General features: G+C 71.6%; 28 protein-coding genes and 1 pseudogene. 16 read left to right on the top strand and 13 right to left on the bottom strand.

Annotation, left to right across the window (positions count from 1 at the left end):
- Positions 1–412 precede the first annotated feature (412 nt).
- The gene (gene ubaA / locus NO900_RS12485; protein WP_256409549.1) at positions 413–1,276 is read right to left on the bottom strand and encodes an SAMP-activating enzyme E1; all 864 of its coding nucleotides are present in this window, start codon (positions 1,274–1,276) and stop codon (positions 413–415) included.
- Between the two features lie 302 nt (positions 1,277–1,578).
- Between ubaA and NO900_RS12480 the strand changes: the two genes are divergently transcribed.
- Positions 1,579–1,842, top strand: a complete 264-nt coding sequence (locus NO900_RS12480; RefSeq protein WP_256409548.1) for a MoaD/ThiS family protein — start codon at positions 1,579–1,581, stop codon at positions 1,840–1,842.
- Positions 1,843–1,876: 34 nt separating this feature from the next.
- Here NO900_RS12480 and NO900_RS12475 read toward each other — a convergent pair whose 3' ends face one another.
- A complete protein-coding gene (locus NO900_RS12475) occupies positions 1,877–2,896 on the bottom strand; it encodes a PLP-dependent cysteine synthase family protein (protein ID WP_256409547.1) in 1,020 nt (339 codons plus the stop codon).
- Positions 2,897–3,046: 150 nt separating this feature from the next.
- Here NO900_RS12475 and NO900_RS12470 point away from each other — a divergent pair, with 150 nt between their 5' ends.
- Both NO900_RS12470 and NO900_RS12465 read left to right on the top strand, forming a co-directional pair.
- Positions 3,047–3,346 (top strand): sulfurtransferase TusA family protein, encoded by a 300-nt coding sequence (locus tag NO900_RS12470; protein ID WP_092565923.1) that lies wholly within the window; start codon positions 3,047–3,049, stop codon positions 3,344–3,346.
- A gap of 2 nt (positions 3,347–3,348) precedes the next feature.
- The gene (locus NO900_RS12465; protein WP_256409546.1) at positions 3,349–3,684 is read left to right on the top strand and encodes a rhodanese-like domain-containing protein; all 336 of its coding nucleotides are present in this window, start codon (positions 3,349–3,351) and stop codon (positions 3,682–3,684) included.
- Between the two features lie 475 nt (positions 3,685–4,159).
- Here the strand turns inward: NO900_RS12465 and NO900_RS12460 are convergent, their stop codons facing one another.
- Positions 4,160–5,368, bottom strand: a complete 1,209-nt coding sequence (locus NO900_RS12460; protein WP_256409545.1) for a YeeE/YedE family protein — start codon at positions 5,366–5,368, stop codon at positions 4,160–4,162.
- A gap of 155 nt (positions 5,369–5,523) precedes the next feature.
- Between NO900_RS12460 and NO900_RS12455 the strand changes: the two genes are divergently transcribed.
- The 4 genes from NO900_RS12455 (at position 5,524) to NO900_RS12440 (ending at position 9,611) form a co-directional block, all read left to right on the top strand.
- Positions 5,524–6,903, top strand: a complete 1,380-nt coding sequence (locus tag NO900_RS12455) for a beta-propeller fold lactonase family protein (protein WP_256409544.1) — start codon at positions 5,524–5,526, stop codon at positions 6,901–6,903.
- Entirely contained in the window at positions 6,900–8,027 is a 1,128-nt protein-coding gene (locus NO900_RS12450) for a sulfurtransferase (RefSeq protein WP_256409543.1), read from the top strand. Before NO900_RS12455 ends, NO900_RS12450 begins: the two co-directional genes overlap by 4 nt.
- Positions 8,024–9,073 (top strand): YncE family protein, encoded by a 1,050-nt coding sequence (locus NO900_RS12445; RefSeq protein ID WP_256409542.1) that lies wholly within the window; start codon positions 8,024–8,026, stop codon positions 9,071–9,073. The genes NO900_RS12450 and NO900_RS12445 overlap by 4 nt, the downstream gene beginning before the upstream one ends.
- A gap of 154 nt (positions 9,074–9,227) precedes the next feature.
- Complete coding sequence (locus NO900_RS12440; protein WP_256409541.1) at positions 9,228–9,611, top strand: SaoD/DsrE family protein; 384 nt, start codon at positions 9,228–9,230, stop codon at positions 9,609–9,611.
- A 30-nt stretch (positions 9,612–9,641) separates the two neighbouring features.
- Here the strand turns inward: NO900_RS12440 and cmk are convergent, their stop codons facing one another.
- Positions 9,642–10,256 carry a (d)CMP kinase gene (cmk, locus tag NO900_RS12435; RefSeq protein ID WP_256409540.1) on the bottom strand — a complete coding sequence of 205 codons (615 nt, stop codon included), beginning with the start codon at positions 10,254–10,256 and terminating at the stop codon, positions 9,642–9,644.
- 119 nt (positions 10,257–10,375) lie between these two features.
- Here cmk and NO900_RS12430 point away from each other — a divergent pair, with 119 nt between their 5' ends.
- Positions 10,376–13,207, top strand: a complete 2,832-nt coding sequence (locus tag NO900_RS12430; RefSeq protein WP_256409539.1) for an ATP-dependent helicase — start codon at positions 10,376–10,378, stop codon at positions 13,205–13,207.
- Between the two features lie 25 nt (positions 13,208–13,232).
- Here the strand turns inward: NO900_RS12430 and NO900_RS12425 are convergent, their stop codons facing one another.
- Positions 13,233–13,421 (bottom strand): hypothetical protein, encoded by a 189-nt coding sequence (locus NO900_RS12425; protein WP_256409538.1) that lies wholly within the window; start codon positions 13,419–13,421, stop codon positions 13,233–13,235.
- Between the two features lie 71 nt (positions 13,422–13,492).
- On the bottom strand, positions 13,493–14,476 hold the full coding sequence (locus NO900_RS12420) for a formyltetrahydrofolate deformylase (protein WP_256409537.1): 984 nt from the start codon (positions 14,474–14,476) through the stop codon (positions 13,493–13,495).
- 179 nt (positions 14,477–14,655) lie between these two features.
- On the opposite strand from NO900_RS12420, the gene purS reads away from it, so the two are divergent.
- Both purS and purQ read left to right on the top strand, forming a co-directional pair.
- Positions 14,656–14,907 carry a phosphoribosylformylglycinamidine synthase subunit PurS gene (gene purS / locus NO900_RS12415; protein WP_256409536.1) on the top strand — a complete coding sequence of 84 codons (252 nt, stop codon included), beginning with the start codon at positions 14,656–14,658 and terminating at the stop codon, positions 14,905–14,907.
- Positions 14,904–15,581: a phosphoribosylformylglycinamidine synthase I gene (purQ, locus tag NO900_RS12410; protein WP_256409535.1), complete on the top strand. Its 678-nt coding sequence runs from the start codon at positions 14,904–14,906 to the stop codon at positions 15,579–15,581. The genes purS and purQ overlap by 4 nt, the downstream gene beginning before the upstream one ends.
- 25 nt (positions 15,582–15,606) lie before the next feature.
- On the opposite strand, the gene NO900_RS12405 is transcribed toward purQ, so the two are convergent.
- On the bottom strand, positions 15,607–16,104 hold the full coding sequence (locus NO900_RS12405; RefSeq protein WP_256409534.1) for an SHOCT domain-containing protein: 498 nt from the start codon (positions 16,102–16,104) through the stop codon (positions 15,607–15,609).
- A gap of 76 nt (positions 16,105–16,180) precedes the next feature.
- Here NO900_RS12405 and NO900_RS12400 point away from each other — a divergent pair, with 76 nt between their 5' ends.
- From NO900_RS12400 to ilvD, 4 genes and pseudogenes are all read left to right on the top strand, one after another.
- The gene (locus tag NO900_RS12400; protein WP_256409533.1) at positions 16,181–16,573 is read left to right on the top strand and encodes a VOC family protein; all 393 of its coding nucleotides are present in this window, start codon (positions 16,181–16,183) and stop codon (positions 16,571–16,573) included.
- Positions 16,574–16,663: 90 nt separating this feature from the next.
- Positions 16,664–17,023, top strand: a complete 360-nt coding sequence (locus tag NO900_RS12395; protein ID WP_256409532.1) for a MarR family transcriptional regulator — start codon at positions 16,664–16,666, stop codon at positions 17,021–17,023.
- Positions 17,020–17,348 (top strand): annotated as a pseudogene (locus tag NO900_RS12390) (PemK-like protein). The gene NO900_RS12395 and the pseudogene NO900_RS12390 overlap by 4 nt, the downstream one beginning before the upstream one ends.
- 75 nt (positions 17,349–17,423) lie before the next feature.
- Positions 17,424–19,217, top strand: a complete 1,794-nt coding sequence (ilvD, locus tag NO900_RS12385) for a dihydroxy-acid dehydratase (RefSeq protein ID WP_256409530.1) — start codon at positions 17,424–17,426, stop codon at positions 19,215–19,217.
- Between the two features lie 27 nt (positions 19,218–19,244).
- Here ilvD and arsM read toward each other — a convergent pair whose 3' ends face one another.
- From arsM to NO900_RS12370, 3 genes are all read right to left on the bottom strand, one after another.
- Positions 19,245–20,084, bottom strand: a complete 840-nt coding sequence (gene arsM, locus NO900_RS12380; RefSeq protein ID WP_379791789.1) for an arsenite methyltransferase — start codon at positions 20,082–20,084, stop codon at positions 19,245–19,247.
- Entirely contained in the window at positions 20,081–20,476 is a 396-nt protein-coding gene (locus NO900_RS12375) for an ArsR/SmtB family transcription factor (protein WP_256409529.1), read from the bottom strand. The genes arsM and NO900_RS12375 overlap by 4 nt, the downstream gene beginning before the upstream one ends.
- A 276-nt stretch (positions 20,477–20,752) precedes the next feature.
- Positions 20,753–21,004 (bottom strand): DUF7999 family protein, encoded by a 252-nt coding sequence (locus tag NO900_RS12370; protein WP_256409528.1) that lies wholly within the window; start codon positions 21,002–21,004, stop codon positions 20,753–20,755.
- A 200-nt stretch (positions 21,005–21,204) separates the two neighbouring features.
- Here NO900_RS12370 and NO900_RS12365 point away from each other — a divergent pair, with 200 nt between their 5' ends.
- On the top strand, positions 21,205–21,768 hold the full coding sequence (locus NO900_RS12365) for an NYN domain-containing protein (protein ID WP_256409527.1): 564 nt from the start codon (positions 21,205–21,207) through the stop codon (positions 21,766–21,768).
- Between the two features lie 45 nt (positions 21,769–21,813).
- On the opposite strand, the gene NO900_RS12360 is transcribed toward NO900_RS12365, so the two are convergent.
- Positions 21,814–22,485, bottom strand: coding sequence for a S26 family signal peptidase (locus NO900_RS12360; RefSeq protein ID WP_256409526.1), 672 nt, complete (start codon positions 22,483–22,485; stop codon positions 21,814–21,816).
- A 107-nt stretch (positions 22,486–22,592) separates the two neighbouring features.
- Here NO900_RS12360 and gcvT point away from each other — a divergent pair, with 107 nt between their 5' ends.
- Positions 22,593–23,786 carry a glycine cleavage system aminomethyltransferase GcvT gene (gcvT, locus tag NO900_RS12355; RefSeq protein WP_256409525.1) on the top strand — a complete coding sequence of 398 codons (1,194 nt, stop codon included), beginning with the start codon at positions 22,593–22,595 and terminating at the stop codon, positions 23,784–23,786.
- A gap of 16 nt (positions 23,787–23,802) precedes the next feature.
- On the opposite strand, the gene moaC is transcribed toward gcvT, so the two are convergent.
- Complete coding sequence (gene moaC / locus NO900_RS12350; protein WP_256409524.1) at positions 23,803–24,321, bottom strand: cyclic pyranopterin monophosphate synthase MoaC; 519 nt, start codon at positions 24,319–24,321, stop codon at positions 23,803–23,805.
- Positions 24,314–25,756 carry an NAD(P)H-hydrate dehydratase gene (locus tag NO900_RS12345; protein WP_256409523.1) on the bottom strand — a complete coding sequence of 481 codons (1,443 nt, stop codon included), beginning with the start codon at positions 25,754–25,756 and terminating at the stop codon, positions 24,314–24,316. Before NO900_RS12345 ends, moaC begins: the two co-directional genes overlap by 8 nt.
- Positions 25,757–25,977: the final 221 nt, after the last annotated feature.

The raw sequence follows: 25,977 nt of genomic DNA, 5'->3' as shown, positions 1-25,977 counted from the left end.
CGGTGAAGACCGCCACGGTCCCAGCCGCTCGGCTGTACGCGGTCGACGTCGGATCACCGGTGAACACCTCCAAAGCCCCAGAAACGAGGGCGAGTTACGCTCGCTGCGCTCCTCGGTCGGTCGCTTTCGCTCCCTCCCTGCGGTGCTCTCGTCGCCTAACTCGCCCTCGTTTCTGCCCCTTTGAGTCCCGCCCGACTGCACCGCCCCGCAGCCTCACGCCTCCCCAGCCTCGTCGCTCCCTTCGGTCGCGACTCCCTCGCACGCGCTCCTCGCGGCCGCCGAGGGCGGCCGCTCGCAGGCGCGCGCCACCGCATCGTTTCTGGGTTAGCTCGCGTCGTTGACGCTCACGCTCCTTGAGTGTAGGTCGCGGCCGGTGCTTCGCTGAAAAGAAAATTTCGCCGAGCGTCGGGCCTCAGTCGTCCGCTTCGATCTCGGGCTCCGCCTCGTCGTCGCCGCCGACGTCGATGGCGCACGAGGCGTTGTACTCGACGTCCTGCACCGACTCGATGGCGGGGTCGTCGCCGCACACCGGGCAGTCGTCCTGCTTGGGGATCTCGACCTTGTCGAACTCCATGTCGAGCGCGTCGAAGAACAGCATCGAGCCGTCGAGCGACTCGCCCTCGCCGATGACGTGTTTCACCGTTTCGGTCGCCTGCAGGCAGCCGACCGTTCCGGGGAGCACGCCGAGAACCCCGGCGGTCGCGCAGTTCGGGACCATCCCGGCCGGCGGCGCCTCGGGGAACAGACAGCGGTAACACGGCGAGTCGTCGTCGCCGGCGAACGTCGTCACCTGCCCCTCGAACTTGAAGATGGAGCCGTGCGAGAAGGGGATCCCGGCGAGGGTGCAGGCGTCGTTGACGAGGTACCGCGTCGCGAAGTTGTCCGTGCCGTCGACGACGAAGTCGTAGCCGTCGATGAGGTCCTCGATGTTGTCCGAGGTGACCCGGAGCTCGTGTTTCCGGACGTCGATGTCGGGGTTCAGCCCCTCGACGAAGTCGGCGGCTGAGTCGACCTTCTTCCGGCCGACGTCGTCGTTCCCGTGGATGACCTGGCGCTGGAGGTTCGACAGCTCGACCTCGTCGTCGTCGGCGATTCCGAGCGTGCCGACGCCGGCGGCGGCGAGGTACTGGATGATCGGCGCGCCGAGCCCGCCCGCCCCGAGGACGAGCACCTCGGCGTCGAGCAGGGCCTTCTGGCCCTCCGGGCCGACGTCGTCCATGATGATGTGTCTGGAGTAGCGGTCGAGCTGCGTCGGATCGAGATCGAGGTCGCTCATTCGGCCGCCCTTATCGCCGCGAACGCATAAGCCGGCCGCCCACCGGCGCGTCCTGCCGGCATCTCGGAGGTGCGTCCTGTCCGCACGACCGGCGACGCGTTCGGGGACGGCCGGGGACGACACCGGCGACGGTTCCGACGACGCCGACCCGCTTCCCGTCGCCAACCCCCGCCCCGTCGCCGACGCGGGACCGTCGGTCGGAACCGGCGCGAGCGGACCGTGGCGGGACGCCGGTCGTGTTAGGCCGTGGCCGCGGTTGCCGTCGACGCGTCCCTTTTTGGACTGGGACGCGAACGTGACGTATGGCAACGATCAAGCTGCCGGCCGTCCTCGTCGGCGGGTCCGCGACCTCGGAGGTCGAGGTCAAGGGCGCCACCGTCCGCGAACTGTTCGACAACCACGCCGACGAGCACGGCCCGGAGCTCCGGGACAGCGTGCTCGAAGACGGCGAGATCAAGGAGTTCATCAACGTCTACGTCGAGGGGACGCCCGTCGACGGCGTCGACGCCGAGGTCCCGGCCGACGCGCAGGTCCGCGTCATCCCGGCCGCCTCCGGCGGACGGTAACGGTTCAGTTTCTTTCCTCGCGAAGACGGCCCGTTTATAAATAGTCCTCCCAGAGCGGGATGTCCGCGTACTTGTCGCCGCGGTCGCACAGCATGAACACGACCACGTCGTCGTCCGCGAGGTCGCCGGCCGCGTCGAGGTTCGCCACTACCGCGGCGCCCGCGCCCGCAGACGTGCCCACGACGAACTGGTCGCCGACGCGGAGGTGCTCGCGGACCGTCGCCTCGTCGTGCTGGCCGGGGTCGGCGACGGGGACCGAGTCGTCGAGGTAGCGCTCCCGGAGGGCCCGCGCCCGGTCGTAGGCGTCCGAGGTGGTGACGTACTCCGTCCGGTCGAGGACCGACTCGTCGTACGTCTCGGGGTGGTAGTGGTCGCCCGTCTTGAGGAATTTGAGACCGTCGATGGCGTGGAGCTGCTCGTCCGGCTCGAAGCCGACGACCTCGACGGCGCCGTCGCTCAGGTCGGTCAGGCCGCGGCCGGTCCCCGTGATCGTCCCGCCCGTGCCGACGCCGGCGACGAAGTGGGTCACGTCGCCGTCGGTCGCCTCGTAGATCTCGCGGGCGGTCGTCCGCTCGTGGGTGCCGGGGTTGTCGGGGTTCTCGTACTGGTTCGGGCGGAAGTACGCCTCGGGGTCGGCCGCGATGATCGCCTCGCAGCGTTCGATGACGGCGTCGTAGCCGAGGTTGGCGTCGACGAAGTGGATCTCCGCGCCCGCGTCCCGGACCGCCTCGACCTTCCCGCCGGCGGCGTTGTCCGGCATGACGATCTCGACGTCGTAGCCGCGGGCGGCCGCGAGCCGGGCCACCTCGCTGCCGGTGTTGCCGGAGGTCGGCTCGATCACGGTGACGCCGGGCTCCAGGTCGCCGCGCTCCTCGGCGCCGTCCAGCATCCCCTTCGCGATCCGGGACTTGATCGACCCGCCGCCGTGCGGGGCGTCGTAGAGGTTGAACCACTCCGCCTTCGCGTACACGTCCGCGTCGGCCTCGATGTCGAGGTCGAGCTCCACGAGGGGCGTCTCGAAGATCGTCGACTCGTCGACGACGTACTCGCTCATGGGTTCCGTAGGTCGCTCCCCGATAAGAGTCCGACGGAAACGGTCGTCTCGACGGCTATCGCGGTCGTGCGCCGCGATCGCCCGTCCGAGATACGGGAGAAGCCTGCCGCACACGAAAGGGGTTACCGGGCGAGACGCGTACCGGTCCGTATGAGTCAACCATCGTGGGACGACGTCGTCGAGATGCCCGACGAGCTCGACGACGAGACCGCCGAGTCGCTCCTGGCGGACGCGACCGAGGTACAGGACATGACCGGCGAGGTCTGCCCGTACCCCCAGGTCGAGGCGAAGAAGGCCATCGCGGGGCTCTCGCCCGGCGACGTGCTGGTCCAGAAGACGGACCACGTCCCGAGCACGGAGAACGTCCCGAAGGCGGTCGGCGACGACGCGACCGCCAAGGTGTGGAAGTCCGGCGACGGCCGCTACCGCATCTTCATGCGGAAGGAATGATCATGGTCGAGGAACTCACCCCCGAGGAAGTCAACGAGCGCGTCCAGCAGGGCGACGTCCGCGTCATCGACACGCGACCGCCCGAACAGTACGAGCAGGGGCACATCCCCGGCGCGATCAACGTGCCGCTGGGGGACCTCCCCTCCCGCGTCCCCGACATCGACTGGGACGACACCGACGTGGTCTGCGCCTGTCCGGTCGGCCAGTCGTCGAAGCAGGCCGCGATGCTGATCCAGAGCTACGAGGGCGTCGAGGACGGCGTGCTCGTCGCCAGCATGTCCGGCGGCTACGAGGAGTGGGACTTCGAGCTGGAGACCGGCGCGGCGGCTGACGCCTGAGCCGGCGGTCGAAGTTTTTGCTGGTATTCTCGTCTTTGAGAGGCTTCACGGCCGAGAGTCGTCGGCGCCGATTCGGTACTGACTATGCCGGTGCGGCGGCGCGCGCCTGCGAGCGGCCGCCCCCGGCGGCCGCGAGTCAGCGCGTGCGAGGGAGTCGGTGGTCCGGAGCAACGCGGAGGACCACCGACGAGGCTGGGGAGGCGTGAGGCTGCGGTTGCGGGGCTGTGCGGGGGAGGGACTCAAAGGGGCAGCCGGCTCCGGGAAGACGGGCGACGCCAGGACCGCAGAGAACGAGCGCAGCGAGTGATTGAGGACCGCAGCGAGCCCCTCGACCGGAGCCGGCTGGGGCTTTGGAGATGTTCTCCGCGGTGGTTTCTCAGAGGAGCGTGCATACGGCTTCAAGAGATACCACGTCCTTACAGATCGGCCCGTAGTCGTCCCGATCAGCGGCTTCGAATCCGGTCGAGAATTCCTCTTAGATCGCGCAGCCGACCTCGCGGTACATGTAGTGGGTCATCACGTAGACGCCGAGGATGATCCCCGCGCCGGCCAGGAATGAGTGAATCGACAGCAGCGCGACCCCCGAGAAGAGGTTCGCGATGTTGCAGCCGGCCGCGAGCCGCGAGCCGACGCCCATCAGGAGCCCGCCGACGGCGTAGTTGGGCACCCGGTTCAGCTTCGGCTTCCGGACCCGGAAGTCGCCGGAGGCGTACGCGGCGAGGAAGGAGCCGACGATCAGCGACGCGATCATGATCATGTCGATCGTCAGCGAGACGTCGCCGTCGCGGAACAGGATCGACCCCCAGTACTCGACGCTCGCGACGTCGAACCCGGCGCCCGCGAGCAGGTAGCCGGCCCAGCGCGCCTCGCTCCCGGTGATCGCCCAGTGGCCGTGCACGTAGAACCAGAGGCTCGCGACGAGCGCCATCGCCACGCCCGCGGTCCGCGCGTCCCACGAGTCGCGGAGCCGGACCGCGAGGGGCCGGTCGTCGTCGCGGAGCCCCCGGGCGTACGCGACGGTCCCGTCGGCGATGCCGCGCAGTCCGACCGAGACCGCCGAGAGCGTCCGGGAGGCGCCGAGCGCGGCCTGCGCGCGGGTGTCGGCCCCCACGCCGGTCCCGCCGGAGGGGTCGTCCGGGAGGGCGCTTCTCCCCTTCACGAACGCGTACGCGAGGGTGCCGACCGCGACCGCCAGCGCGCCCGTGATCGCCGGCGAGAACGGGAGCGAGAGGTACAGCGTCTGCCCCTCGAACGGGTTCAGGGTCTGGAAGTAGTACGTCTCCGCGACCGGGAACGCGAACGCGAAGAGGACGTAGCCGACGAACATGAACAGGAGGACGAGCCAGAACTGGAGGTACCCCTGCCCGGCGCGGTAGAGGGTGCCCGAGGCGCAGCCGCCGGCGAGCGTCATCCCGAGCCCGAAGACGAAGCCGCCGAACAGCGAGCCGAGCCCCCACGCGGGCGTCCAGAAACCGCGGAAGTAGCCGAACGTAGCCTGGACGCTCCAGAAGACGGTCATCACCGCGATGCCGGCGAGCAGTCCCTTCAACACGCGGGTGTCCTTGAACGCGACGAAGTCGCGGAACGCGCTGACGAAGCAGAACCGCGCCTTCTGTAACAGCACGCCGAACGAGAGCCCGACCGCGACCGAGATCCCGACGTAAGCGACGGGCGAGAGCATCATTACCGGAGCGGAGTGCGCCCGCACCTAAAACGTCGCTGAAGACGGTAACGGTGCGCACCGGTCGGAGGAACGAGCAACACTTGCTCCTATGTGACACACGGGGCAACGAAGCGCGCGTCCGAGAGCCCTTTACGCGCGAGCCGCGTCGTGGGCGTATGAGCGACGACTGCGGCTGCGGAGCGAACGACGCGGCGTCGAGCGCCTCGGCCGACGGGGGCCCCGGCGCGTCGGGCGGCGCGGGACCGCGCCCCGCGAAGGGGAGCGAGCTGGCCAACGACGACCGGCGGAACCCCTTCGCCGACGGGATCGACCGGCGGCGCCTCCTGCAGGCCTCGGGGGCCGTCGGCGCGACGACGGCGCTGGCCGGCTGCTCGGGGGGAAGCGACGGCGGGGGCGGCGACGAGCCCGCGCCGACGATGTTCGTCTTCAACAACGGGGACCGGACGCTGAGCGTCATCGACACGGAGAGCGACGAGCTGCTCACGACCGCGTTCCTCGGCACGACCGCCTCCTTCCCGGCCAACCAGTACGCCACGGGCATCGACGACGAGCACGACGTGCTCTGGCTGAACGTCTCGGGCGGCGTCCGGGCGTTCGACCAGCGCACGCTGGAGGAGCTCGCCTTCGTCGAGACGGGGTACGGCCCGAACTACCCGAACGTGACGCCCGACGGCGAGCACCTCCTGATCGCCTCGGGCGGGACGACCGGGATGGCGCCCGAGGGCGACGAGAACCACGCCATCTTCCGCGTCGACGCGGACCGCGACAGCGACGCCTTCGGCGAGGTGACCGCCGAGATCGAGACCGGCTACGTCGGTCCCTGCGACATGACGCTCGGCCCGGACGGCGACTACGCCTTCGTCGTCGACGTCGCCGACGAGGCGATCCGCGTGCTGAGCGTCGACCCCTTCGAGACGGTGACCCGGGTCGACGCCGGCGAGCCGGTCACCGAGGGCAACGTCCTCCCGTTCATGTGCACCGCCTCCTTCGACGGGGAGCTCCTCCTCGTCGAGAACGGCGAGGGGACGCTCGGCGGCGACCCCGAGGTGCCCCGCGAGGGCTCCGAGAGCGTCTGGGACATCTCCGATCCGGAGAGCCCGGAGGAGATCGCGAAGGTCACCCGCGACGACGGGCTCCCGGGCGCGCCGATCACGAGCGAGGTCGCCCCCGACAACACGGCCGCGTACCTCTTCATCCCCGGCGAGGGCGTCGGCGTGATCGACCTGGAGGCGAACGAGTACGCGACCACCCTCGACGTCGGCGGCAGCAGCATCGCCGGCGCCTGGGGGCCGAACCGCGAGAAGCTGTACGTCCCCGTGCAGGACGCGAACCAGGTCGCCGTGATCGACCACGCGAGCCGCGAGGTCGTCGCGACGGTCGAGGCCGGCGAGGCGCCCACCGGCGCGGTCGCCGGCACCGTTCGCCCGGAGGAGGACGCGGTGTCGCGGGTGCAGGCGTCGCTCGCCTCGCTCGGGATCACGTTCGGCGAGATGGAGGCCTCGTGGTGCATGGACGACCACTGCTACTGCGGATGACCCCCGATAGCGCGTCCGACGACGGGGACGTCGACGACGACCCCGACGACGGGAGCGCCGACGACGCCCGCGACGAGCGGGAGCCGGACCCGGCGTCGACCCGTCGCGGGCTCCTCCGGGCCGCGGCGGGCGCGACGGTCGCCGGCGCGGCGAGCACGGCCGGCTGCCTCGGCGTCTCGACCCCGGCCGACGTCGCCGCGCGGTACGAGGTGAGCGGGAACGTCGCCCACTTCGTCGGGCCGAGCTGGCTCGCCGACAACCGCGGGGACGTCGTCGTCCTCGACGCGCGGAACGCCGAGCGCTTCCGCGAGGAGCGGATCTACGGCGCCAGGCGCGTCCCGTTCGACGCGATCACGGGCCGGGAGTCGAGCGGCGCCGGCCTGGTTCCGGACGTCGAGGCGATCGCGGCCGCGTTCGGCGAGGTCGGCGTGTCGCCCGACGACGACGTCCTCGTCTACGGCGCGAGCGTCGGGTCCCGGGTGACCCGGACCGCGTTCGCGCTCGCGGCGCTGGGCCACGGCGGCTCGATCCGCGCCCTCAACGGCGGCCTCTCGGGCTGGAACGGTCGGCTCGGGACCGGTTCCCGAGACCGGGTCACGCCGACCGAGTACGATCCCGACCCCGCGGAGTCGGCGTGGGTCACCCGCGACTGGCTCGCCGATCGCCTCGGGACGTTCAACGGCGAGGGCCCCGGCCTCGTCGACGTTCGCGCCCCGGAGGCGTACCTCGGCGCGCCCGCCGCCGACGCCCTGAACCCCGACAACGACCGCCACGGGCACCTCCCGGGCGCGATCGGCGTCCACTGGGTCGGCAACGTCTCCGGCCGGCGGATGACCGACCCGGGCGAGCTCGTGGGGCTGTACGAGAACCGGGCCGAGCTGGACCGGTCCGGCACCGTCGTCGTCTACGGCGACGACAACGTCGACCCCACGTCGACGTGGCTGACGCTCCGGGCGATCGGCTTCGAGGACGTGCGCGTGTACGACGGCGGCTTCGGCGAGTGGGCGAACGTCGAGGGCGACCGCGGCCGCTACCCCGTCGAGACCGCGACGAGCGTCGTGATCGAGACGGAGGGGAGCGTCGGCGGCGACGACAGCAGCGGCGACTTCTCCTGTACGGGATGACGGGCGACGGGGCGGCCGACCGCGGCGACGCGGGCGACTCCGACCGCCCGCCCGACCGCGTCGTCGCGGTCCCCTGCGAGGGCGACGACGTCCTCGCGCTGTTCGCGCTCGCCGACGGCGAGCCGCTGGGCGAGGTCCCGGTCGGCAGCCACCCGGTCCACGCGACGACCGCCGCGGGGCGGACCTTCGTCGCGACGATGGGCGAGCGGGCGGTCACCGCGGTCGACCCGGACGGCGCCGTCTCGCGGGTCGAGACCGGCGTGCTCGGCCCCACGCATTTCGCGACCGCGAACGGCGAGCTGTTCGTCTCCTGTACCGCCGGCGACGCGCTCGCCGTCGTCGACCCCGAGTCACGGACGCTCGTCACCCGGATCGGGGTCGGCGCCGAGCCACACGAGGTCGCCGTCGCCCCGGACGGCGGTCGGCTCTACGCCGGCAGCCGGCGGGAGGGCGTCGTCGACGTCGTGGACCCCGTCGCCCGCGAGCGGCTCGGCGCCGTCGGCGTCGGGCCCGACGCCCGGGTGCAGGGCGTCGCGGTCGGCCCCGACGGCGACCGCGGCTACGCCGTCGACCAGGCGGGCGCTCGGATCGTCGCGTTCGATACGGACGGGGGTCTCGTCCGGCGCGACGGCGCGGGCGCCCCGACCGACGAGCCGGTCCTCGGGGAGGCCGCGGTCGGCGCGGACCCGTACGACCTCGTCGTCACGGCCGACCGGGTCTTCGTGCCCGGTCGCGATGACGGCGTCGTCCACGAGTTCGACCGCGACCTCGGGGTCGTCGCGGTCCACGAGGGGTTCGACCGCCCCGTCGACCTGTTCCGGATCGGCGGGGAGTGGTGGGTGCTCGACGCCGCCGCGCCCGGGCTCCGGTCGCTGTTGGGTGCCGTCGTCGAGACGCCGGCGCCGGGCCTCGTCGCCACCCGCGTCGGCGACCGGCTGGTCGTCTCGCACTACGACGACGACCGGGTCTCGCTCGTCGACGTCGAGGCGGGGCCGGTCTGGACCGCGGAGACTGGGGCGTACCCCTTCGGCTCCGTCGTCGTTTGACCGCGGACTCGCTCTCGCCGCGGGCTCGCTCCCGCTGCGGACCCGCTCCCGCCGCGGGCGACGCTCGACCCCCACCGGTGCGCCACTCGTCACAGACGGCGGGGAATCCTGCCGATGCCCGCGGAGCGATGTCCCGTCCCGTCGTCCCCGCGGTATGAAGGTCGCGTACGTCTTCGCGACGGCCGGACAGACCATCGACTACGTGCTCGGGGACATGATCCTCCCGCAGCTGGAGGCGGGGGCCCACGGCGCCGACGTGGTCGGGATGTTCTTTTTCCACGACAACACGTACGCGCTCCGCGAGGGTGATCCCCTGGGCCAGCGGCTCGCCGACGTGGCGGCCGAGCGGGACATCCTCCTCATGCTGTGCGACCAGTGCGCCACCCGCCGGGGGCTCGCCGAGTTCGACCGCACCGACGAGCACGGCCGGGACCGCTACGAGCCGACGAACACCGTGGAGGGGGCGACCGTCGGCTGCTTCCCCGACCTCTACGCGGCGCTCGGCGAGGTCGGCGTCGACCACGTGATCACGCTGTAGGCGCGGGGTCGCGGCCAGAAAGGCTACTCCCTAAATCTCGAAGTCGGGCGTGTCGAACGCGCCCTCGTCGGCCTCGACGTCGTACCCCTCGATGGCGGTGAGCGCGACGTCGAGCGTCGTCTCGACGTCCCACCGCCCCGTGTTGATCGCGAGGTCGTAGATCGACCGGTCGGAGAGGTCGATCCCGTAGTACGACTTGTAGCGCTTCTCCTCTATCACCTCGCGGACCTGCATCTCCGAGGTCATCTCCTCGCGGTCGAGCGTCCGGTCGGCGCGCACCTCGTCCGGCGCGTCGAGCCAGATCCGGACGTCGGCGCGGTTCCCGGCGATCCACCCGGCGAGGCGCGACTCCAGGACGAACGCCTTGTTGGCGGTCCCCCACTTCTCGGCGATCCGGCGGAGCCGCCGGTCGAGCGCGCGGTCGATCTCCTCCGACTCGCCGGTCTTCGCGATCAGCTGCGAGAGGCTCATGTCGCGCTCGGCCGCGATCTCGCGGAACAGCTCCCCCCCGGAGACGTAGCCGCAGTCGAGCGCCTCCGCGAGCCCCTCGACCAGCGTCGTCGCCCCGCACCCCGGCGGCCCCGAGACGGTGACGAACAGGTTGCGGTCTATCTCCCGCTCCGTCGCCGGCGAGGTTCCACTCATACGTGCGGCGCCACGGACGGACCGCGGATAAACGAGGCGGTTCGGTACGGTCGCCGACGCGGGCGAGCGCGCGACCACCGACGCAACCGATATCCCTTCGCGCGCCCACGTACGCGGTAGTGACGGAACTCACGGACCGCGGCGCGGAGCGCCCGTCCGCGCGGGCGCTCCTCCGCGAGGCGCTCGCCGGACGCGACGCCCCCGCCGTCGAGTTCGATCCGGAGACGGTGCCGCTCCCGGACGCCGACGTGCTGGACCGCCTCTCGCCGCCGGTCCGCCGCTGGTGGGTCTCGGAGTTCGGCGCGTACGTCGGCGAGAACGGCGGCTTCTTCACGCCGCCGCAGCGCGAGGCCATTCCCCACGTCGACGAGGGGAGAAACTGCCTCGTCGCCGCGCCGACCGGCAGCGGGAAGACGCTCGCCTCCTTCACCGCCGTGCTCGACGACCTCTTCGCCCGCGAGCGGGCGGGAGGGCTGGAGAACTCGGTGTACTGTCTCTACGTCTCGCCGCTGAAGTCGCTCGCGAACGACATCAAGCGCAACCTGGAGGCCCCGATCGAGGGGATCGCGGCGGAGCTGTCGAAGGCCGGCGAACCGGGCGACGACGCCGACCCCGACGTCCGCCAGGCGATCCGGCACGGCGACACGAGCGAGGCGGACCGGCGGGCGATGCTGGAGGAGACGCCGCACGTGCTCAACACCACGCCGGAGACGCTGGCGATCCTGCTCAACTCCCCGAAGTTCAAGGAGAAGCTCCGGACGGTCGAGTACGTGATCGTCGACGAGATCCACTCGCTGGCCGCGAACAAGCGCGGCACGCACCTCGCCGTCTCGCTGGAGCGGCTGACGGAGCTGGCCGACGGCTCGCCGACTCGGATCGGCTGCTCGGCGACGGTCGAGCCGCTCGACGAGGTCGCCGAGTTCCTCGTCGGCCGCGAGCGCGTCGCGGGCGAGGTCGGCGACGAGTCCGGGCTCGAACCGCGCCCGTACGAGCTGGTGGACGCGCGGTTCGTCCGGGAGTTCGACCTCGAACTGCGGACGCCGGCGGCCGACCTGATCCACACCCCCAGGTCGGTCGTCACCGACCGGTTCTACGAGTCGCTCCGCGAGCTGATCGAGTCCCACGAGAACACGCTGGTGTTCACGAACTCCCGGTCGGGCGCGGAGCGAACCCTGCAGGAGCTCCGCGAGCGCTTCGGCTACGACGAGTCGGACTCGGGCTGTCACCACGGGAGCCTCGGCGAGGGGCAGCGCACCCGGATCGAGGAGGGGCTGAAGGCGGGCGAGCTGGACGTGGTGACCACGTCGACGAGCCTAGAGCTCGGCATCGACATGCCCCACCTCGACCTGGTGGTCCAGGTCGGGTCGCCGAAGTCGGTCGCGGCGCTGCTCCAGCGCGTCGGCCGCGCGGGCCACAGCCCCGGCGAGACGGTCGAGGGGCGATTGTTCGCGCTCGACCGCGACGAGCTGGTCGAGTGCGCGGCGATGCTCGCCCGCGCCGAGGACGGGTTCGTCGACCGCGTCTTCCTCCCCGAGGGCGCCTACGACGTGGCCGCCCAGCACGTCTACGGGATGGCGATAAACCGGATCCGCCCCGACCGCGAGGTCCGGGAGACGCTCCGGCGCGCGCACCCGTACCGCGGCTTCGGCGAGGACGAGTACGAGCGCCTCATGCGGTACCTCACGGCGGACTACGATGGGCTCGAAGACAGGAACGTCTACCCGAAGGTGTGGCGCGACGAGAACGACCCGCCGGGCGGGGAACACCACCACGAGGGGCACCCGGTCGGCGAGCTTCTCGTCGGGAAGCGCGGCCGGCTGGCGCGGGTCATCTACATGACGAACGTCGGCACCATCCCGGACTCGTTCAGCTGTCAGGTGCTCACGCGCGACGGGGAGCCGGTCGGGACGCTCGACGAGAGCTACCTCGACACCCTGGAGTCCGGCGACGTCTTCACCCTCGGCGGCGAGCGGTTCGCCTTCCGGTACCGCCGCGGCTCGAAGGTGTACGTCGACCGGACGAGCGAGCGCCCGACCGTCCCCTCGTGGTACTCCGAGCGGCTGCCCCTGTCGTACGACCTCGCGCGGGAGGTGCTGGCGTTCCAGGGCGAGCTGCTCGACCGGCTCGAAGCGGGCGGGCCGCCGGCGGTCCGCGCGCGGCTCCGGGAGTTCCCCCTCGACGAGAACGCGGTCCGAGCGATCGCGCGGACCTACGACGAGCAGGTCGCGTACGCGGGCGAGGAGAGCGTTCCCACTCCCTCGCGGCTCGTCGTGGAGGAGGAGCTCGACCGCGCCGAGTACAAGCGCCGGTTCTACGTCCACTCGAACTACGGCCGGCGGTTCAACGACGGCCTCTCGCGGCTCGTCGCCGCCGCGGTCGCGGACCGCACGGACGCGAACGTCGCCGTCGCGGTCGCGGACCGCGGCTTCTCGCTCGCGCTCCCGCTGAACCGCAAGGTCGACGTCGCCGCGATCCTCCGCGGCCTCGACCCCGAGACGGTCCGGGAGGACCTCCGCGAGGCGGTGCGGGGGACGGACCTCCACCAGCGCTACTTCCGGATCGACGCGGCGCGCTCGCTGCTCATCTTGAAACGGTACAAGGGGTACGAGAAGACCGCGGCCGAACAGCAGGTGTCGGCCGAGATGCTGCTCTCGTTCGCGGACGAGCTCGACGAGTTCGCCGTCGCCGAGGAGACGTACCGAGAGCTGCTGGAGGACCGGCTCGACGTCGCGGGGATCCGGGAGGTGCTCGGCGCGGTCGCGGACGGCGACGTCGACGTCGTGCGCCACGCCGTCGACTCGCCGACGCCGCTCTCGTTCGGGCTCGCGACGCTCGTCGACTCCGACACGGTGCTCGCCGACGACGAGTCGGCGGTGCTGCAGGAATTCCACGCCCGCGTCATGGAGTCGATCGAGGAGGGTGAGGAGAGCGACGACGGCGACGGGTCGTGAGCGAGCGATCGCGACTGCGGCCCCCTCACGGCCGCGAAACCGCGGAGGGGATCACGTCCGGAAGCCCGTCGAGGATCAGCGTCGTGTAGTGGAGGAAGACCGCGAGCGCCGCGAGGGAGAGCAACAGGAGAAACAGGAGGATCAGGCGCTCGTCGCGCCCGACGGCGGCGCGGGCGTCGGCGGCGAACCGCGAGAGGGGACCGGTCGTCGACACTGTCGGTTCTACGCGCCCGGTGGTTTAAAAGGGGTCGAACGGGACGGCGGGTCGCTTCCGGCCGTCGCCGGTCAGTCGCTCTCGACCGGCGGCGTCCCGGAGCGAGACAGCGGCTCGCCGTCGACCGGCTCGTCGGGGTTGGCGTCGATCGCGGCCTCGCTGAGCCCGAGCTGGGCGTCGACGTCGGCGTCCTCGCGCACGTGGACCGTGCCGCGGTGGATCGCGATCGCGTCGGCGAGGTGGAGCCGGACGGCGTCGAGCAGCACGTCGGCCTCCAGCGGCTGCCCGCGGCGCTTGATCTCCGAGACCTCGGCGCCGGCGGGCACGTCGAAGGCGCGCTGGGCGATCACGGGCCCCTGGTCGAGGTCGGTCGTCACGTAGTGGGCGGTGACGCCCGCGATGCGGACGCCGGCGTCCTTCGCCTGCCGGTACGCCTCCGCGCCGGGGAACGCCGGCAGCAGCGAGGGGTGGACGTTGATGATCCGGCCCTCGTACCGGAAGACGACCTCCGGCGAGAGGATCCGCATGTAGCGGGCCAGCGCGATCAGGTCCACGTCGTACTCGGCCAGGAGGTCGAGCAGGCGCTCCTCGTCGGTGTTCCCGCTCCCGTCGCCCACGTCGTAGAAGGGCTTGTCGTAGCGCTCCGCGAGCGACCGCAGGTCGCCGCGGTTGCCGATGACGACCGGGATCTCGGCCTCCTCGCCGTCGTCGGCGAGGTCGCCGTTGGCCTCGGCCTCCAGCAGCGCCTCGGGGGCGTGCGTCTCCTTCGTGACGAGGAGCGCGATCCGGCGGGCGTCGCGGTCGCTCGGGAACCGGACCTGGATGTCGACGTCGAGCTCGCGGCCGAGCTCGGCGAGCGCGCGCCGGAGCTCGCCGCGCGAGGTGTCCATCTCGGAGGCGTCCACGCGGGTCGTCATCCGGAAGACGCCCTCGCGGACCGCCTGGTCGAGGTCCTCGATGTTGATTCCCCGCTCGAACAGCAGGGAGGTGACCCGCGCGATGAGTCCGGTCTTGTCTCCTCCGACGACCGTGATCTCGGTCAGTTCGCGGGTCATGCGACGATCACCTCCGCGGGTTCGAACGGCTGCATACGCCGGGATCAGATCGCGGAGGGGTTTGCCCCTTTCGTTCTGGACCGAGCCGCGTCTCGCACGATCGACCGATATGTATCCACGAATATGGATAGAAGGGCCGTTCCAAAACGGTTTTTACACACGACTCCGCAGTACCGGCCATGACGGCATACACCGCGACGGTGACGGTCCGGCTGAAGCGGGGCGTCCTCGATCCCGAGGCCGAGACGACCCAGCGGGCGCTCGAACGCCTCGGGTTCGAGCTGTCGGACCTGCGGTCGGCCGACCGGTTCGAGGTGGACCTGGAGGCCGCCGACGCCGACGAAGCCGCTGACCGCGCCGACGAGATGGCCGAGCGGCTCCTCGCGAATCCGACCATCCACGACTACGACGTCGCGGTCGCCGAGCGATGACGGTCTCGGTGGTTCAGTTCGGCGGTTCGAACTGCGACCGCGACGCGGTCCGCGCGCTCGACCACCTCGGGGTCGACGCGGAGCGGGTCTGGCACGAGGACGGGCTCCCGGACGACACGGAGGGGATCGTCCTCCCCGGCGGCTTCTCGTACGGCGACTACCTGCGCGCCGGGGCGATGGCCGCCCGCGCCCCGATCATGGCCGAGGTCCGGGCCGCGGCCGAGGCGGGCGTCCCCGTGATCGGCGTCTGCAACGGCGCGCAGATCGGCGCCGAGTCCGGGCTGACGCCCGGCGCGTTCACCACCAACGCCTCCGCGCGGTTCCAGTGCGAGCCGGTCCGCCTGCGCGTCGAGCGCGCGGACACGCCCTGGACCGCCGCCTACGACGAGGGCGACGTGATCGAGGTCCCCATCGCGCACGGCGAGGGGCGCTTCGAGATCGGCGAGGACGCGCACGCCGACCTCGTCGCCGACGACCGCGTGCTGTTCCGCTACTGCGACGCCGACGGGAACGTCACCGACGCGGCCAACCCGAACGGCTCCACCGACAACGTCGCCGGCGTCCTCGGGGAGCGCGAGACGGTCGCCGTCCTCATGCCCCACCCCGAGCGCGCCACGCTCCCGGACCTCGGTCGGAGCACGGACGGCGCGGGGATCCTCCGCGCGTTCGCCTGACCGGGCCCGCGCCGACCGCTCGCCGCTACCGTTCCCGCACCGGAGCAGAGCGTTCGGCGCCCGCGGGGTCGCCCCCCTCGTCGACCGTCTCGTCGGCGAGTTCGCGGTCCAGCGCCCGTTCGAGCTCGGCCTCGGTGAGTTCGCCCTCCGCGTACCGTCGCTGGAGCCGGGCGATCGGATCGAGTTCCGCCTCCTCGTCGACGCCGTCGTCTCCGCCCGCGCCCGCGATCGCTCGGACTCCGACGTAGCCGAGCGCGAGGACGGCCGCGAACGCGAGGAACGCGAGCGAGAAGAGGACGAACGGGAAGAGCCCCGACCCGCCCATCATCCCGCCACCGCCCATCATCCCGCCGCCCGTCATCCCACCGCTGCCCGTCATCCCGCCGGCACCGGTCGTGCTCGCGGCCGGAAACCCGACGACGAGCGCGAGGAGTCCGACGCCGCCGAGCGCGACGAGGCCGATACCGGCGGCGACGAGCGCGGATCGATCGAGGTCGGTCATGTGTGACGGGTTCAGTTCCATCCGTATACGTCACACGACCGATCTCGCGTCCGGGGATTCCCGTCGACTTTTGAGCTCCGGCGCCGAACCGAGTCACATGCAGGCACGCCACATCGACCACGTGAACCTCAGGATCCCCGAGGACGGCGCCGACGACGCGCGGGGGTTCTACGGCGAGCGGCTCGGCTTCGGGATCGAGGACGCGCTGTACGCGGCCGGCGAGAAGCCGTTCTTCGACGTGCGGCTGTCGGCGACCGGGGTGATCCACTGCTGGCCGACCGACGAGTTCGAGCCGCCGACGGCGACGAACTACGACCACGTCGCCGTCGTCGTCGAGGAGCCGATCGAGGAGGTCGAGGCCGAGCTGGCCGAGGCCGGCGTCGAGGTCGAGAAGACGCTCGACTCGCCGCTCGGCGCGACCGGAGAGGCCGGGGCGGTGTACGTCAGGGACCCGTTCGGGTATCGGGTGGAGCTGAAGGCGCGAGTGTGAGTCCCTTCCGGTCCGGCAGTCAAGAATAGCTCTCGAATTACGAGGCAAATGTACCAAACAGCTATTAGCCAACAGTGCCAACATGCCTCTATGTCGAGCGGTACGATCGATATCGACGAGTTCGAGGACGCCGACGGCGACGGGTTCGAGACGCCGACCGACACCGAACGGATCGTCTCGTTCCTCAGCGAGAACGACGACCGCGCGTGGAAGGCGGCGACGGTCGCCGAACGGCTCGGATTGGACACGGACGCGGTCAGTGCGATCCTCTCGCGACTGAAAGACCGCGGCCTCGTCCGTCACAAGAGTCCGTACTGGGCGATCACCGACGACGAGGATCGACTCCGATCCGCGTATCGACTTCACCAACTCCACGAGGCCGCAGATGAGGAGTACGGTGAAGAACACCTCGAAGAACTGCGGACCGAAGAGATGGAGGAAATACAGTGACGGCCTTCGAGGAGCTGAAACACGGTGACATCGTCTGGGGAGACGATCCGCTTTCGGACAAGGGCCGACCGATGCTCGTTCTCGGAACGCCTCGGTTCCCCGAGCACGGCGTGCAGCTCATTACCGTTCTGATCTCCACGAAGAGTCGATCAAGCTTCGAGACGGCGACTACGAGAGCGACGCTCTCGGGAAGCGGAGTCACGTCCTCCCGTGGTCGCTCGTAACTCTCAACGACGCCGCCGCGGTGGAGTTTCACATGACTTCCCTCGTCGATAGACGGATCGAAGACGTCGCGACGCGGTCGATCGGCTACATCGCTTCCTGACCGAACCGGTTCGCCCGACCGAGCAACCCTCGCCCCGTTGCGGTCGTTTAAGACCCCCGAGCGACAGGGTCAGGTATGAGCGAACAGCAGCCGAGACCCGACGAGGGGGAGTCCCCCCGTCGACGCGGAGGCGACGCGGACCGGTTCGCGGGCGAGAAGGACGAGGACCTGCGGAGCAGGGACGTGACCGAGGGCGCCGAGCGCGCCCCGCACCGCTCGATGTTCCGGGCGATGGGGTTCGACGACGAGGACCTCTCGTCGCCGATCGTCGGCGTGCCGAACCCCGCCGCCGACATCACGCCGTGTAACGTCCACCTCGACGACGTCGCCGACGCGGCGATAGACGGGATCGACGCGGCGGGCGGGATGCCGATCGAGTTCGGGACGATCACCATCTCCGACGCCATCTCGATGGGGACCGAGGGGATGAAGGCGAGCCTGATCTCCCGCGAGGTCATCGCCGACTCGGTCGAGCTCGTCTCGTTCGGCGAGCGCATGGACGCGCTGGTGACCGTCGCGGGCTGCGACAAGAACCTCCCCGGGATGCTGATGGCGTCGATCCGCACCGACCTGCCGAGCGTGTTCCTCTACGGCGGCTCGATCATGCCCGGCGAACACGAGGGGCGCGACGTCACCATCGTCCAGGTGTTCGAGGGCGTCGGCGCCTACGCCGAGGGCGACATGAGCGGCGAGGAGCTCGACGAGCTGGAGCGCCACGCCTGTCCCGGCGCGGGCTCGTGCGGCGGGATGTTCACCGCCAACACGATGGCGTCCATCTCCGAGGCGCTCGGGATGGCGCCGCTCGGCTCGGCCTCCGCGCCCGCCGAGGATAAAGAGCGCTACGAGGTCGCGGAACGGGCGGGCGAGCTCGTGCTGGACTGCATCGAGAACGACCGCCGTCCCTCCGACATCCTCTCGCGGGAGTCGTTCGAGAACGCGATCGCCCTCCAGACCGCCATCGGGGGCTCGACGAACGGCGTGCTCCACCTGCTCGCCTTGGCCGCCGAGGCCGACGTCGACCTGGCGATCGAGGACTTCGACGAGATCTCGCGGCGCACGCCGAAGATCGCCGACCTCCAGCCCGGCGGGACCCGCGTGATGAACGACCTCCACGAGGTCGGCGGCGTCCCGGTCGTCCTCCGCCGCCTGCTGGAGGCCGACCTGCTCCACGGCGACGCGATGACCGTCACGGGTCGCACCCTCGCCGAGGAGCTCAACGAGCTGGAGGCGCGCGGCGCGCTCCCGGACGACTCGGAGATCGAGGCCGACTTCCTCTACACGGTCGACGACCCGAAGGAGGAGGAGGGCGCCATCAAGATCCTCGACGGCAACCTCGCGCCCGACGGCTCGGTGCTGAAGGTGACCGGCGACGACGAGTTCTACCACGAGGGGCCGGCCCGCGTGTTCGAGAACGAGGAGGACGCGATGGAGTACGTCCAGTCGGGCGCGGTCGACTCGGGCGACGTGATCGTGATCCGGAACGAGGGGCCGACCGGCGGGCCGGGGATGCGCGAGATGCTCGGCGTCACCGCCGCCGTCGTCGGCGCGGGCCACGAGGACGACGTGGCGCTGCTCACCGACGGCCGCTTCTCCGGCGGCACCCGCGGCCCGATGATCGGCCACGTCGCCCCGGAAGCGGCCGACGGCGGCCCGATCGGCCTCATCGAGGACGGCGACCACGTCACCGTCGACATCCCCGAGCGCGACCTCTCGGTCGACCTCTCCGACGAGGAGTTCGCGGAGCGCCGCGAGGCGTGGGAGGCGCCCGCGCCGCAGTACGAGGGCGGGATCCTCGCGAAGTACGCGCGCGACTTCGCCTCCGCGGCCGACGGCGCCGTGACGAACCCGCGGCTGACGGGCGACAGATAGGCGAAGCCGCGACCGCGCCGCCCCCGTTCAGGACCGCGGCTTACGGCCCTCGATCGTCGCGGCGACGACGTACTCGCTCGGGTCGCGGTCGTCGTCCCAGTCGCGGATGAACGACTCGCTCCCCGCCTTCGGCTCGACCGCGACGTCGACGAACCCCGCGTCGCCGAGGAACGATTCGATCTCTTCGATCGACGACGCGCCGGCGACGCAGCCGGTCACGGAGTCCGGGTCGAGCCGCACGTCGTCCGGGAACGGCGCGGTGCGGACCACGTCGGAGACCGCGAGCCGACCGCCCGGTCGGAGGACGCGGAACGCCTCCCGGAACACCTGCGGCTTCTCCGGCGAGAGGTTGATCACGCAGTTCGAGAGGATCACGTCGACCGACGCGTCCCCGACCGGCAGGTGCTCGATCTCTCCCAGTCGGAACTCGACGGCCTCGGCGTCGTTTCGCTCGACGTTTTCGCGGGCCCGCTCGACCATCTCCGGAGTCATGTCGACGCCGATGACGCGTCCTTCCGGCCCGACTTCCCGAGCCGCGAGGAAGCAGTCGAACCCGCCGCCAGAGCCGAGATCGAGGACCGTCTCCCCGGGTTCGAGGGCCGCGATCGCGGTCGGATTCCCGCAACCGAGCCCGAGGTCGGCCCCGTCCTCCACGGCTTCGATCTGCTCCGTCGCGTAGCCGATCCGATCGGAACCGACGTCCGAGGCATCGCCGTCGTCACAGCACGTCGACGCCCGCGTCGCGATGCCGGCGTATCGCTCTCGGACGACGGAGCGTCGCTCGGCGGCGTCGACGTCGGTCACGTCCGCATCCGCGTCTGCGTCGGCGGTCGCCCCGTCACCCGCCGAATCGGCTCGGTCGCTCACGGCCGCTCACCCCCTTCGCCCCGGTCGGTCGGGCGCGTCTCGTCGAGCACGTCGAGCAGCCGAGCGGCGCGTTCAGTCGCGTCGTAGTACCGCCAGCGTCCCTCTTTTCGGCGCGTCACGAGCCCGGCGTCGCGGAGCCGCGAGAGGGCCTGACTGACCGCTCCCTGACTCACGTCGAGCGCGGGCTCGATCTCGCAGCCGCAGGTGCCGCCCTCGGTCGCCGCGACGAGCCGGAGCGCCTCGTACCGCGTCTCGTTGCCGAGCGCCGCGAGCGCGTCGACGTCGAGTTCGACCTCACGGCCCGAGAGCGGGTGTTCGACCCCCGAACAGCACCCGTCGTCCGCGGCGGCGGTCCCGTCAGATCGGACTTCCGACGACTGTTGGCGAGCCATATCTGTGTATGCTAATATAAGAAGCCGCTAATATATTTGCTTCGGCGAGAGGGGCCCGACCGATCGGGGAGCGGAGCGGCGACCCCGGCGGAACGACGGCGGTGAGAACGGAGGATGGAGGCGAGAACGGAAGATGGAGGCGAGAACGGAGGATAGAGGCGAAAGCGGGAAACGAAGGAGGGAAACCAGAGACGGGCACGGGGGCGCGATTGGAGGTGGATCACGGCGGCCGGTCCGGGACGACCGACGCGAGGGCGACGGGAGGACCGGTCCCGCTTACTCGCGCTTCCCGCCGTCGGTGTGGGCGGTCCGGACCGACTCGGCGCGCCAGACGTTGCTGCGGCGACCGGCGCGCGACAGCTCCATCTTTACTACCGACCCGACGGGCAGGTCGGCGACCGCGTCGCGCGCGTCGTCGTCGGCGTAGTCGACGACGTGGTACGTCTCGTTGCGGGGATGTGCACGAAGCGTGGTGCATTCGTGATCGTTCTGCTCGGAAATCACGGTGAAGGTGTCGTGGTTCGACATCTTAACTCGTTATTCTTGGACATCCTACTTCAATACTCCGTATAGCCTCTACGGTCGTCGATCAGGTCGTAAAACGGATATAAGGTGTATAACGTGGGCGTCCGGTGCGGTCGATGGAACTGATCGAGGGCGGTCGGCCGCGTCGGTTCGACCGACCGCGGACCAGCACGCATATTTCCGCCCGCCGCCGACACCGGGGCATGGAATCCAGCCGGGAGGACGCGGAGCCGGTCGGCGTGGCGCTGTTCGTCGACGGCCCAAACGTGTTGCGCGAGGAGTTCGACGTCGACCTCGACGACGTGCGCCGGGCCGCCGAGGCCGAGGGGCCGCTGGTGACGACGCGGCTCTACCTCGACGAGCACGCGACGCCGGGGCTCATCCAGGCTGCGGAGGCGCGCGGGTTCGAGGTCGTGATCACGAGCGGCGACGTCGACGTGCGGCTCGCGGTCGACGCCGCCCGGTTCGCCGCCGAGGACCGGATGTCGGTCCTCGCGATCGCCTCCCGGGACACCGACTTCAAGCCCGTCGTCGAGGCGGCGAACGGCTACGGGATCCGGACCCTCGCGATCGCGCCCGGCGAGTTCGGGCGGTCCGACGCCCTCCGAAACGCGGCGAACGGGTCGGTCACCCTCGACGAGGGCGACGCGGCCGAAGGCGGGGCGGGCGGCGAGCCCGACGCCGAGAGCGCGGAAGTCGACGCGGCGGAGGATGCGGTCGACGCGGAGGCCGAACCGGACGCCGTCGTCGACTCCGACCCGGAGTGAGCGCCGCGTCGGCGCGACGCCGCGTCATCGGTTCCGCCCGCGGCGTCACTCCCGCGGTCCGTCGCGCCCGCGACCGATCCGCCCGATCAGCCCGATCAGCACCGCGCCGAAGCCGCCCGCGAGCGCCGCGGCGCCGCCGACGCCGACGGCGGTCGGCAGGAGGCCGAGCCGGGCGATCCCGGCGTCGACGCCGACGCGGAACCAGCCGAGGTCCGGCGCCGAGACGAGCGCCTTGGCCGAGATCCACTCCTCGCGAACGACCGGGGCGATCCCGGCGCTCTGGTCGTACTCGCCGTTGGCGTCGCCGTAGGTGACGTACCCGTCGCGGGGCGCGGGACAGGCCGCGATGTCGTCGCAGTCGCCGTCGAGCAGCGCGGGGTCGGCGCGGTCGGTCCAGTCCTCGCCCGCGCTGACCGGGAACGCGATCCGGTGGAGGATCGGCCTGGTCCCCGCGTCCGGGGGTTCGAACACCACCACGTCGCCCCTGTCGCCGAGCCGCGTCGGCGCGCCCGGCTCGGCGTGCCCGACGAGCCCGCCCCAGGGGAACCGATCCGTCGCGGTGACGACGACGAGGTCGCCGCGCTCGACGGCCGGCTCCATGCTCCCGCTCTCGACGGCGACGAACGGGGGCCACGCCCCGGCGACCGCCGCGACGACGAGCGCGACGAGCAGGACCGCGGCGGCGGGCGCGAGGAGTCCGGCGGCCTTCCGGTTCACGTGAGGGGAGGAGAGGGGGAGCGGCTTGAGGCTGTCGGCGGCCCGCCTCCCGCGCCGGAACCGTCCCGATGGCAAGACCTTAGGCGCGTCCCGGCGACCGTACCGCCATGACCGATCGGCTTTCGCCCCTCCACGAGACCCACGAGGCGCGCGGCGCGACGTTCACTGACTTCGGCGGCTGGCAGATGCCGGTCGAGTTCGACTCGATCCGCGAGGAGCACGCCGCGGTCAGGGAGTCGGTCGGCGTCTTCGACGTCTCGCACATGGGCGAGGTCGAGGTCTCCGGGCCGGACGCGACGGCGCTGATGAACCGCCTGACGACCAACGACGTGACGGCGCTCGACCCGGGCGACTCGCAGTACGCGGCGATCACGGACGACGGGGGGATCATGCTCGACGACACCGTCGTCTACCGGCTCCCGGACGGGATCAAGGCGGGCGAGGGCGCCGACGCGCTCGCCGAGATGGACCGCGACCTCGACGCGGGCGAGGGCGACCCCGCGTACCTCTTCGTCCCGAACGCGGGTCACGACGAGCAGATGATCGACCGGTGGACCGACCACCGCGACGAGAACGGGCTCGACGCGACCGTCGCGAACGCCACGGACGACTGGGCCATGCTCGCCGTGCAGGGGCCGGACGCGGCCGACGCGGTCGGCGACGCGACCCCCGGCGACCGCGCCGTCGGCCTCTCGAAGTTCGAGGCGACCGTCGCCGCGGTCGCGGACGCCGATAGCTGGGTCGCGCGCACCGGCTACACCGGCGAGGACGGGTTCGAGGTCATGTGTCCGACCGACGCGGCCGAGGACGTCTGGGAGGCCTTTGCCGGAGCGGAGGGCGACGGGGACGCGAGCGCCCCGGCCGCCCGGCCCTGCGGGCTCGGCGCGCGCGACACGCTCCGCACGGAGATGGGGTACCTCCTCTCCGGGCAGGACTTCGACCCCGACGACGAGCCCCGTACCCCCTACGAGGCGCGGATCGGCTTCGTCGTGAAGCTCGACGCGGAGTTCGTCGGCCGAGACGCCCTCGAGGCGCAGAAGGAGGAGGGCATCGACGAGCGGTTCGTCGGCGTCCGCCTGCTGGAGCGGGGCGTGCCGCGACACGGCTACGCCGTGACCGACGGCGACCTCACGCGGGTCGGTCACCTCACCTCCGGGACGATGAGCCCGACGCTCGACGAGCCGATCGGTCTCGGCTACCTCCGCGAGAGCTACGCCGACCCCGGCGCCGAGGTGAGCGTGGTCGTGCGCGGCGACGAGAAGCGCGCCGAGGTCGTGATCCCGCCCTTCCTCGACCGCTGAAGGGGCCGGGCCGGTATCAGCCGTCCCCGGCGTCGAGCGCCCGCTTCTCCTTCGCGACGACCTCCACGCCCGAGATCCGGGTGTCGGGGTAGCCGCCGTCGGCGTCCTTCTCGGCGGCCTTCACCATGTCCCAGACGACGTTGAGCCCGGTGGTGACGCCCTCCAGCGCCTCCATCTCGCAACCCGTCTTCCCGGTCGTCTCCACCCCGACCGTCAGCTCGATTCGGTCGTCGCCGACGGAAAAGTCGGTGTCGACGTTCGTGATCGGGATCTGGTGGCACATCGGGATCGTCTCCCACGTGTGTTTGACGGCCTGTACGGCGCCGACCCGGGCGGTCGCGAGCACGTCGCCCTTCCCGACCTCGTCGGCCTCGACGGCCGCGACCGTCGAGGGCGTCAGCCGGATCTCGCCGCGCGCGACCGCGCGCCGGCTCGTGTCCGGCTTCGCGCCGACGTCGACCATCCGGACCTCGCCGGACGCGTCGGTGTGGGTCAGCTCGTCCGCCGGCTCCGCCGCCTCCCGTTCGTCACTCATCACGCATCGCCTCGGGAAGCCGGTCGGGTAAGTCCGTCGCCGCGAGGCCGTTCCCGAACGCCTCGGCCGCGGCGTCGCCGGCCAGCCCGTTGACGTGGGCGCCGACCGCGGCCGCCCGGAACGGGTCGGTCACGGCCGCGAGCGCGCCGACCGCGCCCGCGAGCACGTCGCCGGTCCCGCCGACGGTCATCCCCGGGTTGCCCGTGCGGTTCAGCCGGACCGCGTCGCCGTCGCTGACCACGTCGACCGCGCCCTTCACGAGCAGCGTGTGGCCGAGGTCGGCGGCGAACGAGCGCACGAGCGCCGCGCGCTCGTCCGGGTCGCTCGCGGTCTCGCCGCCCATCCCGACGAGCTCCCCCTGGTGGGGCGTGCAGACCAGCTCGGCGTCCGTGTCGGCCTCGGGGACCGCCCGGAGCGCGTCGGCGTCGACGACGGCCCGACCGTCGTACGCGGCGAGGAGCTCGCGGGCGAACGCCCGGGCCCCGTCGTCGTCGCCCAGCCCAGGTCCGAGCACGACCACGTCGTTGGCGGCGGCGAGCTCCCGAACGCGGTCGACGTGGGCCGGGCCGAGCCGGTCGCCGGGGAGCCCGCGGACGATCAGGTCGGCGGAGTACCCCTGTACCTCCCGCGCGACCGTCTCCGGGCAGGCGACGCGCACGAGGTCGGCGCCGGCCCGGAGCGCGGCCCGCGCGGCCAGCGACGGCGCGCCCGTGTAGGGGCCGCCGCCGACGACGAGCACCTCGCCGTTCTCGCCCTTGTGGGAGTCCGGGTCCCGCCCGAGCGCGAGCAGGTCGCCGGGGCCGACGAACCGCTCCGCGGCCGCCGGGATCCCGATGTCGGCGACCGTCACGGCGGCGTCGAGCGCGCCGAGCCCCGGCTTCTCGTCGTGGAAGGTGACGACGCGGTCGGCGTCGACGAACGGGTCCGACTCGGCTCCCGTCGGCTCGCCGGTGTCGGCGTCGATCCCCGAGGGGACGTCGACGGCGACGACCGTCGCGTCGCTCCCGTTCGCCAGCCGCGCCGCCGTGCGCTCGGGCTCGCGGAGCGCGCCCGTCGCGCCCGTGCCGAGCATCGCGTCGACGACCACGTCGGGGTCGCCGAGCGACAGGTCGGCCGAGTCGGTGACGGTCTCGGCCGGGATCTCGGCCGCGCCGAGGGCCGCCCAGTTCTCCCGGGCGATGTCGGTCCGGATCGACTCGGGGCGGCCGAGCAGGTGAACCGTCGCGTCGTACGCGGCGAGGAACCGGGCGGCGACGAACGCGTCGCCGCCGTTGTTCCCGCGCCCGCACAGCAGCGCGACCTCGGCGCCGGGGTCGGCGACCGCGCGCACCTCGCGGGCGACCGCGTTGCCCGACGACTCCATCAGCTGTTTCCGCGGCACGCCGAGGGCCGCGGCGTTGGCGTCGACCGCGGCCATGCGCTCCGTCGATATCATGCGTCGGGATCCGCGCCGCGTCGGATTAAGCGTGGGGTCGCCGTCGCGGCGGCCCGCGCCGCTGGCGGGGGCGGGGCGCAGCCGGAGCGCGGCCGGGACGGACCGCGCTCTCCGCGTTCGGAATGAAAATGTTGAAGCTATCCGATGGAGAATTCGAGAGACAGAACCCGTGCGACCCGCTGGACACCCCGACGCGTCGCCGCGGTCCGGCCGGCGCTCGC

It is taken from the genome of Halorubrum rutilum (assembly GCF_024494565.1).
This window is presented reverse-complemented; position numbering and strand designations above follow the sequence as displayed.